The sequence below is a fragment of the Weizmannia sp. FSL K6-3076 genome (assembly GCF_038007245.1).
GTDB classification, from domain to species: Bacteria; Bacillota; Bacilli; order Bacillales; family Bacillaceae_C; genus Weizmannia; species Weizmannia faecalis.
Window position 1 is genome coordinate 3,006,896 of the sequence record NZ_JBBOWU010000001.1, and the last position, 18,919, is coordinate 3,025,814.

16 protein-coding genes and 1 riboswitch are annotated in these 18,919 nt (G+C 46.9%); of the genes, 4 read left to right on the plus strand and 12 right to left on the minus strand.

What is annotated here, in order from left to right:
- Window positions 1-116: 116 nt before the first annotated feature.
- Window positions 117-1,658 carry a bifunctional GNAT family N-acetyltransferase/carbon-nitrogen hydrolase family protein gene (locus tag NSS95_RS14245; protein ID WP_014096991.1) on the minus strand — a complete coding sequence of 514 codons (1,542 nt, stop codon included), beginning with the start codon at window positions 1,656-1,658 and terminating at the stop codon, window positions 117-119.
- A 484-nt stretch (window positions 1,659-2,142) separates the two neighbouring features.
- Window positions 2,143-2,249, plus strand: a riboswitch (SAM riboswitch).
- A gap of 115 nt (window positions 2,250-2,364) precedes the next feature.
- Here NSS95_RS14245 and NSS95_RS14250 point away from each other — a divergent pair.
- Window positions 2,365-2,544 (plus strand): YezD family protein, encoded by a 180-nt coding sequence (locus NSS95_RS14250; RefSeq protein ID WP_014096990.1) that lies wholly within the window; start codon window positions 2,365-2,367, stop codon window positions 2,542-2,544.
- An 88-nt stretch (window positions 2,545-2,632) separates the two neighbouring features.
- Here the strand turns inward: NSS95_RS14250 and ssuE are convergent, their stop codons facing one another.
- From ssuE to NSS95_RS14275, 5 genes are read right to left on the minus strand one after another with little or no spacing between them, the layout of a single operon-like run.
- Window positions 2,633-3,172, minus strand: a complete 540-nt coding sequence (gene ssuE / locus NSS95_RS14255; protein ID WP_014096989.1) for an NADPH-dependent FMN reductase — start codon at window positions 3,170-3,172, stop codon at window positions 2,633-2,635.
- Between the two features lie 20 nt (window positions 3,173-3,192).
- Window positions 3,193-3,951: an ATP-binding cassette domain-containing protein gene (locus tag NSS95_RS14260; RefSeq protein WP_014096988.1), complete on the minus strand. Its 759-nt coding sequence runs from the start codon at window positions 3,949-3,951 to the stop codon at window positions 3,193-3,195.
- Between the two features lie 14 nt (window positions 3,952-3,965).
- A complete protein-coding gene (gene ssuC / locus NSS95_RS14265) occupies window positions 3,966-4,724 on the minus strand; it encodes an aliphatic sulfonate ABC transporter permease SsuC (RefSeq protein WP_035183398.1) in 759 nt (252 codons plus the stop codon).
- A 13-nt stretch (window positions 4,725-4,737) separates the two neighbouring features.
- The gene (gene ssuD, locus NSS95_RS14270; RefSeq protein ID WP_035183396.1) at window positions 4,738-5,871 is read right to left on the minus strand and encodes an FMNH2-dependent alkanesulfonate monooxygenase; all 1,134 of its coding nucleotides are present in this window, start codon (window positions 5,869-5,871) and stop codon (window positions 4,738-4,740) included.
- Between the two features lie 14 nt (window positions 5,872-5,885).
- The gene (locus NSS95_RS14275) at window positions 5,886-6,872 is read right to left on the minus strand and encodes a sulfonate ABC transporter substrate-binding protein (RefSeq protein ID WP_014096985.1); all 987 of its coding nucleotides are present in this window, start codon (window positions 6,870-6,872) and stop codon (window positions 5,886-5,888) included.
- 408 nt (window positions 6,873-7,280) lie between these two features.
- Here NSS95_RS14275 and guaC point away from each other — a divergent pair, with 408 nt between their 5' ends.
- Window positions 7,281-8,264 carry a GMP reductase gene (gene guaC / locus NSS95_RS14280; protein ID WP_014096984.1) on the plus strand — a complete coding sequence of 328 codons (984 nt, stop codon included), beginning with the start codon at window positions 7,281-7,283 and terminating at the stop codon, window positions 8,262-8,264.
- 255 nt (window positions 8,265-8,519) lie between these two features.
- Here the strand turns inward: guaC and metE are convergent, their stop codons facing one another.
- From metE to NSS95_RS14310, 6 genes are all read right to left on the minus strand, one after another.
- Window positions 8,520-10,817: a 5-methyltetrahydropteroyltriglutamate--homocysteine S-methyltransferase gene (gene metE, locus NSS95_RS14285; protein ID WP_061087299.1), complete on the minus strand. Its 2,298-nt coding sequence runs from the start codon at window positions 10,815-10,817 to the stop codon at window positions 8,520-8,522.
- Between the two features lie 329 nt (window positions 10,818-11,146).
- Window positions 11,147-11,539, minus strand: a complete 393-nt coding sequence (locus NSS95_RS14290) for a cytidine deaminase (protein WP_017552288.1) — start codon at window positions 11,537-11,539, stop codon at window positions 11,147-11,149.
- 70 nt (window positions 11,540-11,609) lie between these two features.
- A complete protein-coding gene (gene deoC / locus NSS95_RS14295) occupies window positions 11,610-12,257 on the minus strand; it encodes a deoxyribose-phosphate aldolase (protein ID WP_061577630.1) in 648 nt (215 codons plus the stop codon).
- Window positions 12,258-12,283: 26 nt separating this feature from the next.
- The gene (locus tag NSS95_RS14300; protein WP_035183390.1) at window positions 12,284-13,585 is read right to left on the minus strand and encodes a pyrimidine-nucleoside phosphorylase; all 1,302 of its coding nucleotides are present in this window, start codon (window positions 13,583-13,585) and stop codon (window positions 12,284-12,286) included.
- 18 nt (window positions 13,586-13,603) lie between these two features.
- The gene (locus tag NSS95_RS14305) at window positions 13,604-14,797 is read right to left on the minus strand and encodes a phosphopentomutase (RefSeq protein ID WP_035183389.1); all 1,194 of its coding nucleotides are present in this window, start codon (window positions 14,795-14,797) and stop codon (window positions 13,604-13,606) included.
- A gap of 454 nt (window positions 14,798-15,251) precedes the next feature.
- Window positions 15,252-16,205, minus strand: coding sequence for a sugar-binding transcriptional regulator (locus tag NSS95_RS14310; protein WP_014096976.1), 954 nt, complete (start codon window positions 16,203-16,205; stop codon window positions 15,252-15,254).
- 327 nt (window positions 16,206-16,532) lie between these two features.
- Between NSS95_RS14310 and deoD the strand changes: the two genes are divergently transcribed.
- Window positions 16,533-17,234 carry a purine-nucleoside phosphorylase gene (deoD, locus tag NSS95_RS14315; RefSeq protein WP_014096975.1) on the plus strand — a complete coding sequence of 234 codons (702 nt, stop codon included), beginning with the start codon at window positions 16,533-16,535 and terminating at the stop codon, window positions 17,232-17,234.
- Window positions 17,235-17,557: 323 nt separating this feature from the next.
- Window positions 17,558-18,757, plus strand: a complete 1,200-nt coding sequence (locus NSS95_RS14320; RefSeq protein WP_276210609.1) for a nucleoside transporter C-terminal domain-containing protein — start codon at window positions 17,558-17,560, stop codon at window positions 18,755-18,757.
- Window positions 18,758-18,919 lie beyond the last annotated feature (162 nt).

Below are 18,919 nucleotides of genomic sequence, written 5' to 3' on the forward strand. Positions count from 1 at the left end.
GTAATCCAGCGCAATCAAACTGATCTGATTCATCCATTATATTCTCTTTTCTTCGGTCTAGCTTTTTTTAAATGAAAAAGGTGCTTATCCCTTAAGCACCTTTTTCGCTTCCCTTATTATGATTTGCTGTTGATTTTAATCTGATACAAATCTCTTCTCCGGTCGGCCAGTTGCCGGACGGAGCCGCTGTTGCGGTTGCGGCGCAGTTTCTCAAGATCGACATCGCCGACAACGACGGTATCGACATTGGGATCGCATTCCCCGACAATGCCGTCGCGGGCAAAACCAAAATCGGAGGGGGAAAAAATGCCGGACTGGGCATACTGGATATCCATGTTTTCCACGTGGGTCAGGTTTCCGACTGTTCCCGCAATACAGGTGTACACCTGGTTTTCAATGGCCCGCGCCTGCGCACAGTAGCGGACGCGCAAATAGGCTTGGCGGTCGTCCGTGCAAAACGGGACAAAAATAATGTTCGCGCCGTAGTCGACAGCGACACGGGCCAGCTCCGGAAACTCGATATCATAGCAAATCAGAATCGCAATTTTCCCGCAATCCGTATCAAATACATTGAGTTCGTTTCCTTCCGCGATCCCCCACCATTTCCGCTCATTTGGCGTAATATGGAGTTTGGTCTGCCTTTCGATCGTCCCGTCGCGCCGGAACAAAAAGGCGACATTGTAAATGCCCCCGTCTTCTTCCACAAAATGGGACCCGCCGATAATGTTGACATTGTAGCGCACGGCAAGCTCTGTAAACAGTTCAATATATTGGTCTGTGTACTCGGAAAGCCGGCGCACTGCCTGGTCAGGACGCTTTTCCTCCAGGTAGGACATCAGCTGCGTGGTGAAAATTTCCGGAAAAACGGCAAAATCAGAACCGAAATCCGCTGCCACATCGACATAATATTCCACCTGTCTGACAAAATCATCGAAGGAATCAATTTTTTTCATCATATATTGGATTGCTGTAATCCTAACCGGGAACGAAGCATGATAGACACGGCGGGACTTCGGCAAATAATCAACGTTATGCCATTCCATAAGCGTTGCAAATGAAGCGGATGCTGTATCATCCGGCAAATACTGCCTGTTGATCCGCATAATCTGGAACCCTTCAAGCAGCTGGAAGGAAAGAACCGGGTCATATATATTGTGCATCTCAACCTCTTCCACGTATTCGCGCGGGGTCATTTTGTCTTTATATTTGCTGTAATTCGGAATCCGGCCGCCAATGATGATGCTTTGAAGGTTCATTTTCCGGCAAAGCTCTTTCCGTGCCTCATACAATCGATGCCCGAACTTCATGCGCCGGTATTCCGGGTCGATCATCACTTCAATGCCGTACAGGTTGAGCCCGTGCGGATTATGGTTGGTAATATAGCCGTTCGCGGTGATCGTATCCCATGTATGCTGATCCTCGTATTCATCGAAATTGACAATTAAGCTGGAGCAGGAACCGACAACTTTCCCTTCGTATTCCACGCAAAACTGCCCTTCCGGAAAAATCCGGATATGGCTCTCGAGCTGCTCGCGTTTCCACGGCTCCATCCCCGGAAAACATTTTTTCGACAATGCCATAATATCATCAATGTCTTCGAACCGGATGTTCCGCACCTCGATTTTCTTCTCAAACTTGGATACATCTGTCTCTGGCACAATCTCACACCCTTAACACACTTTTTCTTTTTATCATACCCTATCCGGAACGGTTTTGCTCAAAAAAACTCTATGTAGGGCTTGCTAAGTCAGTAATATTCCTAGATTTAGCAAGGCTGCTGACAGCTTTCCGCACCTATTAAAAGGATTTTACAACAAATCCAGGGAAAAGCTTGCACTCGAAAGCCGATTCAACATATGGAGAAGAAAAAATCGCCCATTTTCCCTTGAGAGAGCTGCAGACAAATTAGGTACAAACTCAGAATCGGATTCGTTCAGCAAGCCCTCTGTATCCTTTCATCATCCAGCAATTGGAATACCTCTCTCTAGATGTTCATTTCACCGTGTACAATGAGATGATGGAGTGTCTTCCCATTTTTTCACTTACCTGCCCTTCGAGTAAACCGAAATGTTGAAAATATAAGTTGACAAATCGGAATAATATTATTTATCATAGTTTTAACAAATTATTTTCTTGCTATACAACTTATCAAGAGAGGGGGAGGGACTGGCCCGAGGAAACCTCAGCAACAGATTCTTTTTGGGAATACTGTGCTAATTCCAGCAAGCGTCAAGCTTGGAAGATAAGTTAAGGAGTGCGCCCTCTTCTTAACTTTCTTGAAGGGGGCCTTTCTTTTTTGGATCATCCGAATTGCCGGCCGGACCACCAGGCACACACGAAATTTATTTTTGGGGGTAGTGAAAAATGGCTCATATTGATGAAACAAAAATCGCCCGCATTATGGAATCATTGCAAAAACTGGAGTTTGGAACAGTGGTCATTTCGATCCATGAAGGGAACATCACACAGATCGAAACAACCGAGAAAGTCCGGTTTGCACTGGAAAAGAAAAAAGCGGCACTTCCCAACCAAAAGATGGGATGACGGGCGCCGGTACTCCGGTTATCGCTTTCCCCGTTTTTCGTACGACACGAATGCCGGCATTTGGATATCGTCCAAATGCCGGATTTGTTTATGAGTACAAAGATATTGAAGTTTGCGGAAACAATGTTTTTAAAGCAGCATTCAGGCGGTCAGCTGCTTGCCGGTCGAGTTCATAGAGTCCATCCCTTTTTTTCACTTGTTGGTCGAGAATAAACACCCCTTTTTCTATGCACGTTGTCCCGAGTGAGGCCAAAACCGGTTTCAAGGCGTAATCGAGCGCGAGCAAGTGGCCGAATGTACCGCCCATGGCGAGTGGCAGCACCTGCTTGCCGGATAAGCCATTTTGCGGCAAAAGATCCAGAAATGTCTTGAGCAATCCGGAATAAGACGCTTTATAGACCGGTGTCAAAATGATTACCGTATCGCCTTCTTCTACTTTTCTTAATGCCCTGGTGATGGGCGGGCTTTGCCGGGCATTCATTAAATCGCCGGCCGGAAGTTCCCGAATATTGATGAGCTCCGGTTCGTACCCGTGCCCCCTTAACCCGGCCCTGATATAATCACGGATCCCATTTAATCTCGTATACGCAGAAGGGCTCCCGTTCAGCAGTACCACTTTTTCCGCCATATGAATCCCCCAATTCTTCCTTAATTTTTCATTGCGTGCAACAGCTGATGGCCGTTGTTCCCTAAAATGCGGTTTAAAATATGATTGGTTGTTGCTGAAAAGAGGGCGTGGTCCCTTTTCCGTGGATAAGGAAGTTTTACCGGATAATCCATCGCAATTTCCCCCTCTTCGATTAACACAACCCGATCAGCGAGGGCGACTGCTTCTTCCACGTCATGTGTCACCAATATGGCCGTAAAATGTTTTTCAAGCCAAAGCGACTGGATCAGCGCATGCATTTCAATCCGGGTTAATGCATCGAGCGCCCCAAGCGGTTCATCGAGGAGAAGGATGTCCGGCTCATGGATTAATGCCCTCGCCAGTGCCACCCTTTGTTTCTGGCCGCCGGATAAAGACGAAGGCCAATCATTTGCACGCCCTTCCAGCCCGACTTTTCCAAGCATTTCAAGTGCCTTGTTCTTCCAGTCGCCCGCAAGGCCAAGCCCGACATTTTGAAGCACGGTTTTCCATGGGAGCAGGCGGCCGTCCTGAAACATCATTTTTGCCGATCCGTTTCTGCCGGATAAAGGCGCCCCGTTTATAAGGATTTTTCCGCCGCTTGCCGCTTCAAGTCCTGAAAGCAGCCTGAGAAGCGTACTTTTGCCGCATCCGCTCCTCCCAACAATCGCAACAAATTCCCCTTTTCTTATTTTTAAATGAAGATGGCGCAGGATGCGATGGCTGCCGAATGATTTCTCCAGCCCCTCAATCTCTACAGCAAACGCCTTTTCTTTCGGCATCGTTTCCTCCTCCTTTATTTTTGATATGACGGGTGCCACTTTAACAATCGTTGTTCTGCGATTTTTGCCAGCCAGTCGGACAGTTTTCCAAGAAGGGCATATAAGACAATGCTCAAAACGACAACATCAAGCTGCATGAACTCGCGGGCGTTCATGGCCATATAGCCAATGCCGGAGTTGGATGCAATCGTTTCGGCCACAATCAGGGTTACCCATGTGACCCCGAGCGCATAGCGCACACCGACCAAAATGGAAGGAAGCGCCCCCGGCAGGATCATATGCCAAAAAAGTGCCGTCCCTTTCAGCCCGTAAACTTCTCCCATTTCAATCAGCGCTCTGTCCACCGAGCGGATGCCATGGAACGTATTTAAATAGATTGGAAAAAAGGTGCCGAGCGCAACGAGAAACAGCTTCGCTTCTTCCCCGATCCCGAACCATAAAATGACAATCGGAATTAGGGCAAGGTGGGGAACGTTTCGGATCATTTGCACGGTACTGTCGAGCAGGCTTTCCGCTTTTGTGGACAGCCCGGTAAACAACCCGAGTCCAAATCCGATTCCGCCGCCAACCAAAAATCCGATCAGTGCCCGTTTTGTGCTTGCGCCGATATAATCGAAAAGCTGTCCGGATTGTGTGAGACCCCAAGCCGCTTTTACAACGGCAACAGGGCTTGGGAGCACATTGGGTGGCAAGATGCCAGCAGAACTTGCAAGCTGCCAGGCAAACAGCAGGCAAACCGGCACCACCCACGGCATGACGCGTTTTTTTAACATCAGATCGGCCTCCTTACTTTAATACTTTCGGCAGTGCATCGTTCGCCACAATCTCGCCGAACGGGCTGATGACATTGGAAACGGGGGCATCAGGCTGTTCAAGCGGAAGGTATGGGAACAACAGCTCAGCCGTCCGGTACGCTTCTTCAAGATGCGGATAACCGGATAAAATGAACGTCTCAATGCCAAGCTCTGCATATTCCTTCATTCTTTCTGCGACAATTTCCGGGCTCCCTACAAGCGCCGTTCCCGCCCCGCCGCGCACGAGCCCAACGCCGGCCCAAAGGTTCGGGCTAATTTCAAGATTGTCCCGGCTGCCGTTGTGAAGAGATGTCATCCGTTGCTGGCCGACCGAGTCAAACCGTGAAAAAATCTTTTGGGACGCATGGATGAGTTCATCATCAACATACCGGATCAAGTCATTGGCTGCATCCCATGCCTCGTCTTCTGTTTCCCTCACAATGACATGGAGCCGAATCCCGAAACGCACTGTCCTTCCTTGTGCTGACGCCAGTTTTTTGACATGATCGATTTTTTCCTTTACTTTTTCCGGCGGCTCGCCCCAGGTCAAATAGACATCGACATGTTTTGCCGCCACTTCCTGCCCGATTTCTGACGACCCGCCGAAATAAAGTGGCGGATAAGGCTGCTGCACCGTTGGGTAAAGCAGTTTGCTCCCTTTTACGTTTAAATATTTGCCTGTAAAATCCGCTTCCCTGTTTTCGAGCAAGTTCCGCCAGATGGTCAGAAATTCATCGGTCAGTTCATAACGTTCGCGGTGGCTGAGGTGGAGACCGTCCCCGGCCAGTTCAACCGGATCTCCCCCTGTGACAACATTGATGAGCAGCCGGCCTTCAGAAAACCGGTCAAATGTTGCGGCCATTCTCGCTGCCTGCGATGGAGACATGATCCCGGGCCGGACCGCAACGAGAAACTTCATTTTTGAAGTAACCGGAATCAGGCTCGAGGCCGTCACCCATGCATCTTCGCAAGATCTTCCGGTTGGGAGCAAAGCCCCAGTGTAGCCGAGGTGGTCGACAGCCTGTGCCACTTGCTTTAAATAGTTGAAAGTGACGGCCCGCCCGCCGGTTGTTACCCCCAGGTAGCGCGAATCGCCATGTGTCGGTATAAACCAAAATACGTTCAACCTTTATTCCCCCTTTATTTGGATAAAAATGCTTCTTTCACTTTGATTGGTTTCGGAATTAACTTCAGTTTGTAAAATTCATTTGCGATTTGCTGCTGGTCTTTCAGCGTTTGAGTTGTGATTTTCTCAGTGCCGAAGTTTTTGCGGCTAAGCGTCAGTTCCAATGATTTCTTATCCATTCCAATCTGCGGTGCCAGGAATTCGGCCGCCTGCTTCGGATTTTTTTCCACCCATTGATCTGTTTTCTCAAGTTGCTTGAAAATTACATTGAGAACGTCCGTATGGTTTTGCGCAAACGGCTTTGCTGCCAGGAAGAATTCCCGGTTCGCGACAAGGCCGGTGCCATCCGCGATAGTGCGGGCTTTCGTTGCCAGCTGTGCATCAGCCAAAAACGGATCCCAGATCACCCACGCATCGACATCCCCTTTTTCAAATGCAGTGCGCGCATCGGCGGGCGCGAGAAAAACCGGATGGATGCTGCTATAGGGAATGCCGGCTTTCTCCAATGCCCGTACAAGCAAATAATGGACATTCGACCCTTTGTTCAACGCGATTTTCTTGCCTTTTAAATCTTTGAGGCTATGAATGTTGGAATTTTTCGGGACAATGATGGCTTCCCCTTTTGGATTGCTGGCCGAATCGGCAAAATATACGAGCGGCGCCCCTGCTGCCTGAGCAAAAATGGGCGGTGCTTCCCCCGTATGGCCAAAGTCTAGACTCCCCGCATTCAACGCTTCCAAAAGCTGCGGGCCGCCGGGAAATTCCGTCCATTTTACGGAATATCCGAGCGGTTTCAGTGCTTTTTCAAGTGTTCCTTTCGCTTTTAAAATGTTTAAGGTTCCGAATTTCTGATAGCCAATCCGGACCACTTTGCCGCCTTTTTCGCCCGATTTTGCCGCTGCTGTATCCTTTTTCCCACTGCTGCATCCGCTGATGAGTAAAAAAATGGCGGTGATCAGCAGCAAATGGACCGACACCAGTCGCTTTCGTTTCTTTAACATTTCCCTCTCTCCTTTCTTGTTTTATAGCATTATGTAGGAGGTACACATGGGCACCGCCCCCTTTCCTATCATTCCGATTTATTTAGTTGGTAAAAGGCCGCAAAAAAGGCCCCTCATCTTTTAAATAAAGTGAGGAGCCTTCGGTTGACCGGCCGGCTTCAAAATATTTCAATTGTCTTTCCACATCAGTATCCGCTTAAATGTTGCTTGCCCGTTTGAAAGGTTAAATTCATTTTAATTCCACTATTCCGACCTGTCAAGTAATATTTTATTTTTTTATCATTCATGCTGATCGCCGGTATCATGATGAAAACCTTTGACAATTGTAAAAAAATCAGGTAAAGTACCAATGTACGAACATTTATTGAGTTATATTCAAATAATATTCGTTTTTAGGAGTGTAAATCCATGGATACAGTGTTTGATTATGAAGATATTCAGCTAATTCCGGAAAAATGCATTGTAAATAGCCGCTCGGAATGTGATACAAGTGTGGAATTGGGCGGGCGGAAATTCAGATTGCCTGTTGTGCCGGCCAATATGCAAACCATCATAGATGAAAAAATCGCAGTCTACCTTGCGGAAAACGGATATTTTTACATCATGCACCGTTTTCAGCCGGAAAAACGGCTTTCGTTTGTGAAGGAGATGAAGGAGCGCGGGCTTTATGCTTCTATCAGCACAGGCGTCAAGCCGGAAGAATATGCGTTTATCGAAGAACTGGCCGCAAGAAATCTGGAGCCGGAATATATAACAATTGACATTGCACATGGCCATTCGAATGCCGTGATTGATATGATCCATCATATCAAAAAGCACTTGCCGGAAACCTTTGTCATTGCCGGAAATGTCGGCACGCCTGAAGCCGTCCGGGAATTGGAACATGCCGGGGCAGACGCCACAAAAGTCGGCATCGGGCCAGGAAAAGTATGCATTACAAAAATTAAAACCGGGTTCGGAACAGGGGGCTGGCAACTGGCGGCATTGCGCTGGTGTGCAAAGGCGGCAAGCAAACCGATTATTGCGGACGGCGGAATCCGCACGCACGGTGATATTGCCAAATCGGTCCGGTTCGGGGCGACAATGGTAATGATCGGCTCCCTTTTCGCCGGGCACGAAGAATCCCCGGGTGAAACGATTGAAATGGACGGAAAACTTTACAAAGAGTATTTCGGGTCGGCATCGGAGTTTCAAAAAGGGGAACGCAAAAACGTCGAAGGGAAAAAAATGTACGTGGAATACAGAGGTCCGCTTCAGGATACGCTGAAAGAAATGGAAGAGGACTTGCAATCTGCCATTTCCTATGCCGGCGGTAACAAACTGGCGGACATTCGGAAAGTGGACTATGTCGTTGTAAAAAGTTCCATTTTTAACGGAGACCGGGTGTATTAACGCCCGGTACAGTTGAACCCATCATATGAATGTCATAAGGGACTCTTTTTGTGCAAACCTCAAATTCCTTCATTATAGTATTATTGCTTGCTAGCTCATTTCAGAGAGACAAAAATTGGGCGCGGCACAAATATTCGGCTTCGGCAGTTAATGGCCACAAATATCGCCATTCCCGGGGGCATTATAAGGCACGGTTCCCTCACGAAGGCGTTAAAAAAGGATATGGGCCCGATTGAAGCCCATATCCTTTAGCTTTTACTTGAGCTGTAAATGTTTTTCCCTGACTTCTTTCGTCGCTTGGACAAGATTTTTAAGTGCAGGAATCGTTTCTTCCGGTTTTCTTGTTTTCAGGCCGCAGTCAGGATTGATCCAGAATAATTTAGGATCAATCACTCGAAGCGCACGTTCAATGCTCGTCTTGATTTCCTCCACACTTGGTATTCTGGGGCTGTGAATGTCATAGACACCGAGGCCGATCCCTTTGTCATACTCATGGTCTTCAAAGGTGGAAATGATTTCCCCATGGCTTCTGGCAGCCTCAATTGAAATCACATCAGCATCCAATTGATCGATGGCATCAATGATTTCATCAAATTCTGAATAACACATATGCGTATGAATTTGTGTGCTATGATCCACATAGCTGGTTGCCAAGCGGAAAGCATAAACAGCATCATGAAGATACTTTCCTTTTTTCTCCTCTTTTAATGGTAACCCTTCGCGAATCGCGGGTTCATCTACTTGAATCATCCGAATATCATTTTCCTCAAGGGCATGAATTTCTTTTTTCAAGGCAAGCGCAATCTGTTTGAAGACATCAAATTGACTGATATCATTTCGAACGAATGACCAATTGTAAATCGTAACAGGGCCGGTGAGCATGCCTTTGACCGGTCGTGTTGTCAGACTTTGGGCATAGGTGCTTTCTTTTACGGTCATTGGAGCCTCCAGATCAACATCGCCAAAAATAATCGGCGGCTTGACACATCTGGAACCATATGATTGAACCCAGGCAAAACGGGTAAAAGCGAAGCCGCGAAGTTTTTCACCAAAATATTCGACCATGTCATTCCGCTCAAATTCGCCATGGACGAGCACATCGATGTCCAAGTCTTCCTGAATTTTAATCCATTTTGCGATATTTTGCTGAATGAATTGTTCATATTGGCTTTCCGTCCATTCGCCCTTGCGCCATTTTTGTCTTGCTGAACGAATCTCTTTGGTTTGCGGCAGACTGCCAATTGTTGTCGTCGGCAGAAGCGGCAGTTTCCACTTCTTTTCTTGAATCGCTTGCCGCTCAGAAAATGGCAACGGCCGTTTTGGCATGTCATCCCCAAGCGATTGAATTTCTTTTTTAACTGAATCAATGTTTCGATGCGATGAGTGATTTAATGCCTGTATCGCTTCTTTGCTTTCTTTTATTTCTTCAAGGATGGCATCGCGCCCTTCATTCACGCCTTTTACAAGTGCCACGACTTCTTTCAGTTTTTCATCCGCAAAACTGATCGCATTTTTTAAAACTGGCTCCAGTTCGCTTTCTTGGCGGACCGTGACGGGAACATGCTGTAAACTGCAGGATGGCTGAATCCAAAGCCGTTCCTGATCCACAAAATGGAGGAGATCATTTACTTGTTGTAACGCTTCATCAAGATCGGTGCGCCAAATATTCCGGCCATCCACCACTCCCGCAGCAAGTACTTTATCTTCCGGGAATCCGTATTTTTCAAGTGATGCAAGATTAGCACCGTCATCATATACAAAATCAAGACCAATCCCTTGGACAGGGAGAGCTGCCACGTCCTGATAATGATCAACAGATTCAAAGTACGTTTGAAGTAAAAGATTTAAATTGGGAACAGCTTGATGAAAAGCTTCGTATGTTTCTTTGAAGTAGCCAAGCTCTTTCTTGTCAAGCGTTGTGGAAAGAATGGGTTCATCGACTTGAACCCATGTCGCTCCCGCTGTTTGAAGATCGGTAAAGACTTCAATATAAAGCGGGATAAGGGCGCGCAAAAGATTCGGAAAGTCCTTCTTTTCAAACCCCTTTGATAGTTTTAACAAGGTAACAGGGCCCACAATAACCGGCTTTCCATCGATATTCAGCTCTTTCTTCGCTTCAAGATAAAGATTGAGCAAACGATTTTCAGTAATATAAGGGGTAGTGCCGGCGTTTATTTCCGGGACGATGTAATGGTAATTGGTATTAAACCATTTTGTCATCTCGGAAGCGACCGCATTAGAATTGCCGCGGGCTATACTAAAATATGTATCTAAGCTGACAGCGCCGTTTGTATGGTGAAACCGTTCAGGGATCAGGCCGAAAAGAACAGCAGTATCCAGAATGTGATCATATAAGCTAAAATCACCGATTGGAATCAGATCGATACCGCTATTTTTTTGCTTTTCCAAATAACTTAAGCGCAATTCCTTTACCCGTTTTAAAAACGCTTCTTCAGAAAGCGTTTTTGCCCAAAATTGCTCGAGCGCCTTTTTCCATTCCCTTTTTTCTCCGATTCTGGGGTAACCTAAGTTGGAACTTTTTACTTTTGACACATCGTTCTCCTCCTTGTTCGTGACCCTGTATAAGGGGTTCCGCTGCGAAGTTATGGAAAAATACCGAAGTTATGAAAAATACTGAAGTTATGTTTCTTATTGTATACAGGCTGGTGCCTGAATGCAAGGAAAAATTGGATTCGGTGAATACGTCGGGGGATTATTTTCGAGGGGAAATCGTTCGAAATGCCATCTTAAACGGTAAAACCGTACGAATTATCTTTATGCATTCCAAATAGGCGCGGGAATCCGCTGCATATAAGCGCATGCTGGTCCCGCATATCGCCGCACAAAAACAGGCAGCAAGAATTTTGCTGCCTGTTTTCGGCTTACATATCATCTTTGGAAAACGCGCCGGGGAGGAGTTCTCCGACGGTGGTTAGCCGCCTGTCGCCTTTTGTGTTCACGAGCAGGACCGGCATATCTTTCTCGCAAAATTCGCTCATCACTTGGCGGCATGCCCCGCATGGCACAATGGGTTCATCCGTATCTCCGGCGATGACCATGTATTGAAATTCCCTTTCCCCTTCAGATACCGCTTTAAAAATAGCCGTTCTTTCCGCACAGTTGGATAATCCGTATGATGCATTTTCAATATTGCATCCTAAATATTCCTTCCCGCTTTTTGTAACAAGACAGGAGCCAACCTCAAAGTGGGAATAAGGAACATAGGCGGCTTTACGAATTTCAATGGCATCTTTGACCCATTTTTCAACATCCATGTCTCGCACTCCCTTTCTTATTCGCTTACAATTTGCACCGATCCAGCTCTTTGAACGAGCGAATCCCCGATTACGATTCGCTCACAATTTTTACGCCGGAGCTGGCCCCGATTCTTGTTGCGCCGGCTTCAATCATGGCTTCCGCTTCTGCTTTTGTATGGATTCCGCCTGAAGCTTTGACACCGGCTTTGTCCCCGACTGTTTGCCGCATCAGTTTTACATCCTCTATCGTGGCGCCGCCTGTTGAAAATCCGGTTGACGTTTTTACGAAATGGGCGCCTGCCTTGACAGCCAGTCTGCAAGCCAGTTCTTTCTCTTCGTTTGTCAATAAGCAGGTCTCGATAATGACTTTGACCAATTTTCCTTGTGCCGCTTCCACGACCGCACGGATATCCGCCTCAACGGCTTCTATATCTCCGCTTTTTAATGCGCCGATATTGATGACCATATCCATTTCTTCCGCGCCGTCCTCGATTGCTTTTTTCGTTTCAAAGGCTTTTGTCTCGGACGTTGTGGCGCCAAGCGGGAAGCCAATGACGGTGCAGACTTTCACGCCTGTTCCAGCCAGCTCTTTGGCAGCCAATTTTACCCAGTAAGGATGAATGCAGACAGATGCAAAATGATATTGTGCAGCTTCTGCTGTTAAATTTAAAATGTCTTTTTCGGTTGCTTCCGGTTTTAATAAGGTATGATCAATATACGCTGCAAGGTTCGTCATAAAATTTCCCCTTTCAATAGGATCGATTATTCTGTAATGATTTTATGAATCAGTTTCGGTTCCTCGCCGTGATCGGAGATGGTGATATTGTCGTATATTTTTTCCTTTACTTCTTCGACTGCTTCCCGGTTTGCATAAATCGTGGCGAGCGGTTCTCCGGCTTCTACCCGATCCCCGACTTTTTTCCGCAAAACGATTCCAACTGCAAAATCAATTTTATCTTCTTTCGTGGCGCGTCCTGCCCCCAGCATCATTGCCGCAACCCCGATCTGGTCTGCAACCATTTTGGAAACGTACCCGGAAGTTTTTGCCGGGAGATCGATCGCATATTTCGCTTGCGGCAGTTTTTCCGGATGGTCAATCACAGAAGGATCCCCGCCCTGGTTGGCGACAAATTTTTTAAACTTTTCAAGACCGGCGCCATTCGCGATGGCTTCTTTCAGCATTTTCCTTGCTTCTTCCAATGTCGTCGCTTTTCCGGCAAGCACCACCATCTGGCTGCCGAGTGCAAGCACCAGTTCCGTCAAATCGTCAGGGCCCTCTCCTTTTAGCGTGTCGATGGCTTCTTTTACCTCGAGGGCATTCCCGATGGCATATCCGAGCGGCTGGGACATATCGGAAATCACGGCCATGGTTTTGCGGCCGACATGGTTGCCGATCCGGACCATTGTTTCAGCGAGGCGGATAGCATCTTCTTCTTTTTTCATAAAAGCGCCGGCGCCTGTTGTGACATCTAAAACAATGGCATCTGCACCCGCAGCGATTTTTTTGCTCATGATTGAACTTGCAATCAGCGGAATGGAGTCCACCGTTGCAGTGACATCTCTTAGTGCGTACAGCTTTTTATCAGCGGGTGCCAGGTCGGCGGTTTGTCCGATAACGGCGACTTTTTCCCGGTTTACCAAATCAATAAACTGGTCTGTCGTAATTTCAACATGAAACCCTTGAATGGATTCCAGTTTGTCAATGGTACCGCCTGTGTGCCCCAAGCCCCGGCCCGACATTTTCGCTACCGGGACGCCGAGTGCTGCTACAAGGGGGGCGAGGACAAGAGTTGTTGTGTCACCGACACCGCCGGTTGAATGTTTGTCCACTTTGATGCCGTGGATGGCGGACAGATCAAGCGTTTCCCCGGAATGAACCATCGCCATGGTCAGATCCGCAATTTCCCGGTCTGACATATCCTGGAAATAGATGGCCATGGCCAGGGCGCTTGCCTGGTAATCAGGAATGGTGCCTTCTGTATACCCCTTCACAAAAAAGTTGATTTCTTCCGTTGCCAGTTCTCCGCCGTTCCGCTTTTTTTCAATAATGTCGATCATCCGCATGGCTCGTCACCTTTCTTTTCAGCGTAATTCGTTCAAAAAGCTGGTCCCGATTTTAGGCGCACGGACACCGAAGTTCTCTGCGATCGTTGCGCCGAGATCGGCAAACGTCTGCCTTACAGGAAGGGCACGACCTTCTTTAAAGCGCGGGGAGTAGACAAGCAGCGGCACAAATTCCCGTGTATGGTCCGTTCCTTTAAACGCCGGGTCGTTTCCGTGATCAGCCGTAATAATCAGTAAATCTTCGTCTGACAGTTCCGGCAGCACTTCATCAAGCCGCTTGTCAAACGCTTCAATCGCTTGTCCGTAGCGGATCGGATCACGGCGGTGGCCGTATTTCGCGTCAAAATCGACAAGGTTCGTAAAACAGAGGCCGTGGAACGGTTTTTTCAGTTCGTCCACTAATTTATCCATGCCGTCCATATTGCTTTCGGTGTGGAATCCTTTTGTGATCCCGTGACCGCTGAATATGTCGTTGATTTTCCCGATGGCGATGGAATCCAGCCCGCTATCTTTGATAAAATCCATCACGGTTTCTTCCGTTGGTTCCAGCGTAAAGTCTTTCCGGTTGGACGTTCTTGTAAAATTATCGGCGGACGTTCCGACATACGGCCTTGCAATGACGCGCCCGATCCGGTAAGGCTCATCAATTGTCAGCCCCCGTGCATATGTGCAGATTTTGTACAATTCTTCAAGCGGGATGATTTCTTCATGGGCCGCAATCTGAAGTACAGAATCACCGGAAGTATACACGATCAGCTCCCCTGTCTCCATTTGTCTTTCACCGAACTGCTTAATGATTTCCGTGCCGCTTGCCGGTTTGTTCCAAAGCACTTTACGGCCGCTGAAATCCTCGATTTTTTTTATCAATTCATCCGGAAAACCTTCCGGAAACGTGCGGAGCGGGCTCGTGACAGGAAGACCCATCATTTCCCAGTGGCCATCCATGCTGTCTTTCCCTGCAGAAATCTCTTGCATTTTGGTGAAGAAAGCTTTCGGATGTTCCTGAACCGGCACCCCAACGAGCGGTTTTTCCGGACGGATATTGGACAATCCCATCGCTGCCATATTCGGGACGTTAAGCCCGTTCATTTTTTCGGCAATGTGGCCGAGTGTGTCGCATCCTTCATCGTCGTACTTTTTTGCATCGGGCGCTTCTCCTATTCCGACCGAATCCAGTACAATAATCGATACTCTTTTAAATTTTTCTGCCATTATTGTTCTCTCCTTTTATGCCAAAACATAGTTTGAAGAATCACTTGCTTTCATGCTGGTCACTGCGCAGGTACCCCGTTGTGAAACAGAAGGACAGCCACAGTGAAAGGTCTACCTGTAAAAACGGCTGGCCGGCAGGTAGCAAGGAAGCTCCGAAAAAACAGGTAAAAGTTTTCACCTGCTGTAATCGCTTCCTTTCGCCCCCATCATAGCCCTCTGTTTTTTCTTTGTCAATATCTGGGACACAGCGATATTGGGGATGCCTGTTTTTTCGCGCGTTGCGTCCATTCGGTATGGGTATTGCTAAAAAGCTGGCCGGTCTGGAACATTTGTCCAATTAGCATTCCTGTTTTTCCGTGAATTCAACGGGTGTGCTATATTGCCTGGCCATCACAACGCAGGAAACCGTTTTTTCCCACGCGTTCTTCTTTTACCGGAAATTGAAACCCTTATTTTATCCCTGTTCCATGCCCAGCAATTGTTTGGCGGTATGTTGATCGGTAATCAATACATTTGCATAGCCGGCTGTAAGTGCCGTATGGGCAGGAAGGACTTTCCGTCTGCCGCCCGCAACGAGGATGGACCATTCCTTTTTGCGCAGCTCCGCAAGTTCAATGCTCACCGTCCGCTTGTTAATCGCTGTGTCACATATTTCCCCGTTTCGGTCTATAAACCGTGAGCACACATCCCCGACAGCTTTTTCCATCAGTTTTTCTTTTTCCGCCTCAGTAAAATAACCAAGTTTAAACAGCAAGGCTTCTTCATCTGCAGCACCGACCGTAAAAATGGCTGCCTGGGCTTCCCTGCCTTTCTCGATAATTTTTTGGATGGATTGATCTTGCATGACGATCTCCATGGCTTCCGCCTTTTCAAACAACAGCGGTAACGGAAAATAGACAGGGAGCGTCTGCAGGGCATTGCCAAAAAGCATTAGCGTTTCCCACGCGTACGTGTTTACATGCGAAAAACTTGTCCCGCCTTTTAACTGTACCACTTCTGCCCCTTTTACATGCATTTTCGGAAGTTTTGCCGCGACCTCATAGATGGTCGATCCCCAGCTGATGCCGATGCTCATGCCGTTTCGGATCAATCCGCTTACATATTCGGCCGCCCGAATGCTCACATAATGCAAGATGGTTGCCGGATCTGATGCAGGTGAAAACGCGACACAGGCTTCTTTCAGGTGATATTTTTCAGCCAATTGCTGCTCGAGTTGCTGCAAATCCACGAAAGGGTCCGCAATTTTGATTTGTACATATCCCTTTTCTCTCGCGTATTGTAGCAATCTGGAAACCGTCGGACGAGATATTTTTAAATGTTCAGATATTTGCTGCTGGCTGTAGTTTAGTTGATAATAGAGCTCTGCCACTTCAATGCTTAACTTGCTTTTCTCCATTTCTTTCTTCATCAGGTTCCCCTCCCCGGCCTGATACAAAAATGAGCACTTTGTATAAAATTTTTGTGGAAAATCGTGAAACGCGGCAGCACGGCTTGGAATGCAAACATGCAGCAGCTCTTTCTGCCTTTATTTTAACCGTTCTTCTTTACATTTGGCAATCGGGTTTGTGAAATTATTTTCATGTCTGCGTTTACAAACTTTCGCGAGCATGTTATATTGGCACTAGTATTCAAGATGCATCTTGGTTTGACCTTTTTTCTACTTTTTGTACAATTCAGACATGCTGCATCCGGTCATTTTGTACGGATGACAATTTCAGTAAAGGAGCATCATAAAATGAGCACACATATTGGCGCAAAACAAGGCGAGATTGCTGACACGATTCTGTTGCCGGGAGACCCGCTCAGGGCGAAGTATATTGCGGAAAATTTCCTCGAGAACGCAGTATGTTATAACGAAGTAAGAAATATGTTCGGATTTACGGGAACGTATAAAGGCAAAAAAGTATCGGTCCAAGGCACAGGCATGGGCATTCCTTCGATCTCGATTTATATCACAGAACTGATGAAGGATTATGGAGTGCAAAATTTGATTCGTGTCGGGACATGCGGCGGCATTCAAAAAGATGTTAAAATCCGTGATGTCATTTTGGCCATGGGGGCATCGACCGACTCCCAAATTAACCGGAAAATTTTCGGTGCAATGGATTACGCACCGCTGGCAAATTTTGACTTACTAAAAAGCGCATATGAAAGCGGCGTGGAAAAAGGATTGAATTTGAAAGCCGGCAATGTGTTCAGTGCGGATTTATTCTATGATGACTACGCTGATCACGAAAAATGGGCACAATACGGCATTTTGGCCGTTGAAATGGAAACTGCAGCCCTCTACACGCTGGCAGCCAAATATGGCAGAAAAGCACTGGCAATTTTAACGGTCAGCGACCACCTGTTAACAGGGGAAGCGACAAGTGCTGAAGAACGCCAGACCACATTCAATGACATGATCCGCGTTGCTTTAGATGCTGCTGTAAAGTAAGCAAAAAATGTTGCCGGCCGGTTTATCGGCCGGCTCTTCTTTTTCCCAGAATCCATTGCCCTCCCTGGTTTTTCTTCCCTTTCCTGTAAACTGAAAATTTAATCTTTGAAAATAATTTTATGTTTGCGTTTACAACTGTTCAATTCGGTGTTATATTCACTTTGTGAAACAGAACACAGCCACCCTGCTTTTGTTTGAACTTTTTCCAAAAACATTTGAAGTTTCAGCATAAAAGGAAGTGTACAAACACACATACGCTTCAAGGGACATGCTGAAAGCTTCATAAACGTGTCGTTTATCTTAATGGAAAGAAGGTCTATGCCATGTTCGGATATTTGCTTCTCAACATCGTTGGCATTTTGGTATTTATTGGCGTCGCCTATTTATTATCTAAGGATAGAAAGCATATTCAATGGAAATCCATTTCTTTAATGGTTGTCCTCAATATTTTCCTGGCTTGGTTTTTAATCCGTTTTCCGGTGGGGCGCGCCATGGTACACGGGGCAGCATACGGTTTTAACTGGCTCGTGCAGACGGCTTACGACGGCATCGGGTTTGCCTTTTCAAGCTGGGTGCATGTCAAACAAATGGACTTTTTCGTCAGTGCGTTGCTTCCGATTTTGCTCGTCGTTCCTTTATTTGACATTTTAACTTATTTCAATGTATTGCCTTGGATCATCGGCAAACTCGGATGGATTTTGTCCAAAATTACCGGTCAGCCGAAATTCGAGTCGTTTTTCTCTGTTGAAATGATGTTTTTGGGCAATACGGAAGCGTTGGCGGTTTCCAGCCTGCAAATTAAAAAGAACAGCCCGGAGCGGAATTTAACGCTGGCGATGATGTCGATGAGCTGTATTACCGCAGCCATTGTCGGGGCCTATACACAAATGGTGCCGGGGCAGTTTGTGCTCTCTGCCATTCCGCTCAATATCATCAACGCTATTATTGTTGTCAACATCTTAAACCCTGTAAAGATCGATCGGGATGAAGATAAAGTAGTGGAAGTCAAAAAAGAAGAAAAAGAACCTTTCTTTTCTTTCCTTGGCGACTCCATTCTGGCAGCGGGCAAATTGATTTTGATCATTGCCGCTTCTGTTATCGCATTTGTCGCACTTGCCGCATTGATTGACAAACTTCTGATGCTCATCGCACCTTGGCTGACAATGGAATCGATTTTGGGCATCATCTTGTTCCCATTCAGCTTTTTGCTCGGACTGCCGGCAGACCAGGCTTTCCAAATGGCACAATATATGGGGACGAAGCTGGTTACCAATGAGTTTGTTGTAATGGGTGAAATTGCGCCAAAAGTCAACACGTTCGCACCGCATTTCCGTGCCGTCCTTTGCACGTTCCTGATTTCTTTTGCGAACTTCTCTACACTGGGAATGGTGATCGGTGCGTTTAAAGATTTGTCGGACAAAGCAACTGTACACCATATTTCGAAAAATGCAGGCTATTTAGTCCTTTCCGGTATCCTTGTCTCGCTTTTGAGCGCCGGCCTTGTCGGTTTGTTTGTATGGTGATAGGATGATCATGTGTAAAATTTCCCCTGAAACCAGGGGGCTTCGTTCCGGAAGAACAAAATTTAAAAACTCCGTGCACCCTTCCTGTTCGCGGATGGGGTGTACGGCTCTTTAGATGAGGTCTCCTTCTCTATCTGATACCTGGACAGATGGTGAAGAGAT